The organism is Methylophaga sp. UBA4204 (assembly GCF_002379485.1).
In the GTDB taxonomy this organism is placed as follows: Bacteria; Pseudomonadota; Gammaproteobacteria; order Nitrosococcales; family Methylophagaceae; genus Methylophaga.
The window spans coordinates 56,180-59,169 of the sequence record NZ_DFTU01000078.1 but is presented as its reverse complement, the minus strand read 5'-3'; the positions used below and the strand labels follow the sequence as shown (position 1 = coordinate 59,169).

Here is a 2,990-nt window from a genome sequence, read left to right as displayed (position 1 = left end):
GCAAGCCCGCCGCTACTGTTGCAGCATCGTGTTGTGGATGTCTGGCAAACACAAAATTCGCTGCCGAAGGCAAAACCTCAAAACCCAATTCTGTCATAGACTGGGTTAGCCATTCTCGCTCGGTAATAACCTGTTGCTGACATTGTTTAAAGTAGGTTTCATCCTGATAGGCTGCAACGCCCGCTGCAATCGCCAGACTATCTAGCGGATAGGAATTAAAGCTATCCTTTATCCTAACCAGTGCTTCAATCAACTCTGGATGACCTACCGCAAAGCCAATACGCATACCTGCCAAGGAACGTGACTTAGATAGAGTTTGTGTGACCAGCAGATTAGGGAAACGCTGAGTTAGCGGAATAGCTGTTTCTCCACCAAAATCGATGTACGCCTCATCAATGACCACCACCGTGTCGCGGTTCATTTCCACCAGCCGACGAATATCGTCCAGTGATAATAAACAGCCGGTCGGGGCATTGGGATTGGGCAGTATAATACCGCCGTTATCTCGTTCGTAATCAGTGATATCGATTGCAAAGTCAGCATTCAACGGCACTAACTCCGAATCAATCTCATATAACTGACAATACACCGGATAGAAACTATAAGTGATATCCGGAAATAAAATCGGCTTTCCATGCTTGAAAAAAGCATTAAACACATGTGCCAAGACTTCATCCGAACCATTGCCAACAAACACACTTTCAGCTGGCACCTTATGGTAATCAGCAATTGCCTGTTTTAACGGGCCACCATCAGGAACAGGATACAAACGTAAACGCTCGGTTGTAGCCATGCGAATGGCTTCCAGTACTTTGGGTGAAGGACCAAACGGGTTTTCATTGGTATTGAGCTTAACCAGATTATGGCCGCGCGGTTGTTCACCCGGCACATAAGGTTCTAATGAATGAACAAAATCACTCCAGAAACGGCTCATTATTTTTCCTGTAACCGATACTCAGCACTGCGAGCATGTGCTGTCAGACTTTCACCGCGCGCCAGCACCGATGCAACTTGCCCCAGGCTTTGAGCGCCTTGTGGTGAGACCTGAATCAGGCTGGAACGTTTTTGAAAGTCATAGACGCCCAGGGGAGAACTGAAACGGGCAGTTCGGGATGTCGGCAATACATGGTTTGGTCCGGCACAGTAATCACCTAATGCTTCAGGCGTATAACGTCCCATAAAAATTGCACCGGCATGACGTATTTTTTTGGCCATTTCCATCGGTTCATCAACAGACAATTCCAAATGTTCTGGCGCAATATAATTGCAGACTTCTATCGCCTGCTGCATATCCTCGACCAGAATCATTGCACCACGGTTATTCAGTGACGTTTCAATAATGGCCTTGCGTTCCATGGTAGGTAGCAAACGTGCAATGGATTCTTTCACCTTCTGTAGAAACGCTGCATCAGGAGAAATCAGTATCGATTGAGCATCTTCGTCATGTTCAGCTTGAGAAAACAGATCCATGGCAATCCAGTCAGGATCGGTCTTGCCATCACAAATCACCAGAATTTCTGATGGTCCGGCAATCATATCGATGCCAACAGTACCGAACACCATGCCTTTTGCTGTCGCCACAAAGATATTGCCCGGGCCGACAATTTTATCGACCTGTGGAATCGTTTCTGTACCATAAGCCAATGCCGCAACAGCCTGCGCACCACCAATTGCAAAAATGCGATCAACACCAGCAATCGCTGCAGCCGCTAAAACCAGATCATTTACTTCATCATCCGGTGTAGGTACCACCATGATTAATTCCTGAACCCCTGCGACTTTGGCTGGAATAGCATTCATCAACACAGATGAAGGATAGGCAGCTTTACCACCAGGCACATACAGCCCAGCCCGATCCAATGGCGTAACTTGTTGACCTAATAAGGTGCCATCAGCCTCTACGTAATGCCAGGATTCCTGTTTCTGGTGTTCATGGTACTGACGTACACGTTCTGCAGCTTTTTCCAACGCCTGACGTTGTGCAGCAGGGATAGATTCCAATGCCGCTGCAGCCCGTTCCAATGGAATTTCCAGTTCCGCCATAGCAGTTGCTTTTACCCGATCAAATCGTTGGCTGTATTCAACTACTGCCTGATCACCACGCTGTTTAACATCTGCCAGAATATTTCTAACTGTGTCGGTTATTGCCGCATCAGAAACACCTTCCCAGGCCAACAACTCGGAAAGCATTGGCCAGAAATCAGCCTGCTGGAAATTCAATTCACTTATTTCAATCATTTGCCTGCTCTTTTACTGCTTTGCGGATCTGCTCAATAAATTGCTGGATCCGCGCATGTTTGGTTTTCATGGATGCCTTATTGACCACCAATCGCGAACTAATATCCGCGATATGTTCCATTGGTATCAAACCATTAGCTCGTAACGTATTACCCGTATCCACCACATCGACAATCCGATCCGCCATACCCACAAGCGGTGCCAGTTCCATGGAGCCATAAAGCTTGATAATCTCTACTTGCTGGCCCTGCTCGGCATAAAAACGCTTGGTGCTTTCCACGAACTTGGTTGCCACTTTTAAACGGCCCTGTGGTTCTTCAGCATCTTTTTTGCCGGCCGTCATCAGTTTGCAGCGTGCGATATTCAAATCAACCGGCTCGTAAAGCTCGGCTTCCGGATGTTCCATCAAGACATCTTTACCTGCCACGCCCAGATCAGCACCACCATATTCAACATAAGTAGGAACATCTGAGGCACGCACAATAATGAGTCGGACATCCGGTAGATTGGTTTCCAGAATCAGCTTGCGGCTTTTTTCAGGGTCATCCAGTGGCTCAATACCAGCCGCCTTTAAAAGCGGTAGGGTTTCCTCAAAGATACGTCCCTTGGACAGAGCCAGCGTTATCATTTCAGCCATTAGAGGCCACCCTTGCCTGGGTTGGGATACGGCGGATGCGAGCACCTAATTGCTGCAGTTTTTCTTCTATACATTCATAACCACGATCAATGTGATAAATTCGCTCGACCTGGGT

General features: G+C 47.4%; 3 protein-coding genes. All 3 read right to left on the bottom strand.

The features are described from left to right. Positions 1-934: pyridoxal phosphate-dependent aminotransferase (locus tag B3182_RS11390; protein WP_292752792.1), on the bottom strand; the 934-nt coding region annotated here is incomplete at its 3' end. Next, positions 934-2,238 carry a histidinol dehydrogenase gene (hisD, locus tag B3182_RS11385; protein ID WP_292356541.1) on the bottom strand — a complete coding sequence of 435 codons (1,305 nt, stop codon included), beginning with the start codon at positions 2,236-2,238 and terminating at the stop codon, positions 934-936. The genes hisD and B3182_RS11390, both read right to left, overlap by 1 nt. Next, on the bottom strand, positions 2,231-2,866 hold the full coding sequence (gene hisG, locus B3182_RS11380; protein WP_300497491.1) for an ATP phosphoribosyltransferase: 636 nt from the start codon (positions 2,864-2,866) through the stop codon (positions 2,231-2,233). The genes hisD and hisG overlap by 8 nt, the downstream gene beginning before the upstream one ends. Between the last annotated feature and the right edge of the window lie 124 nt (positions 2,867-2,990).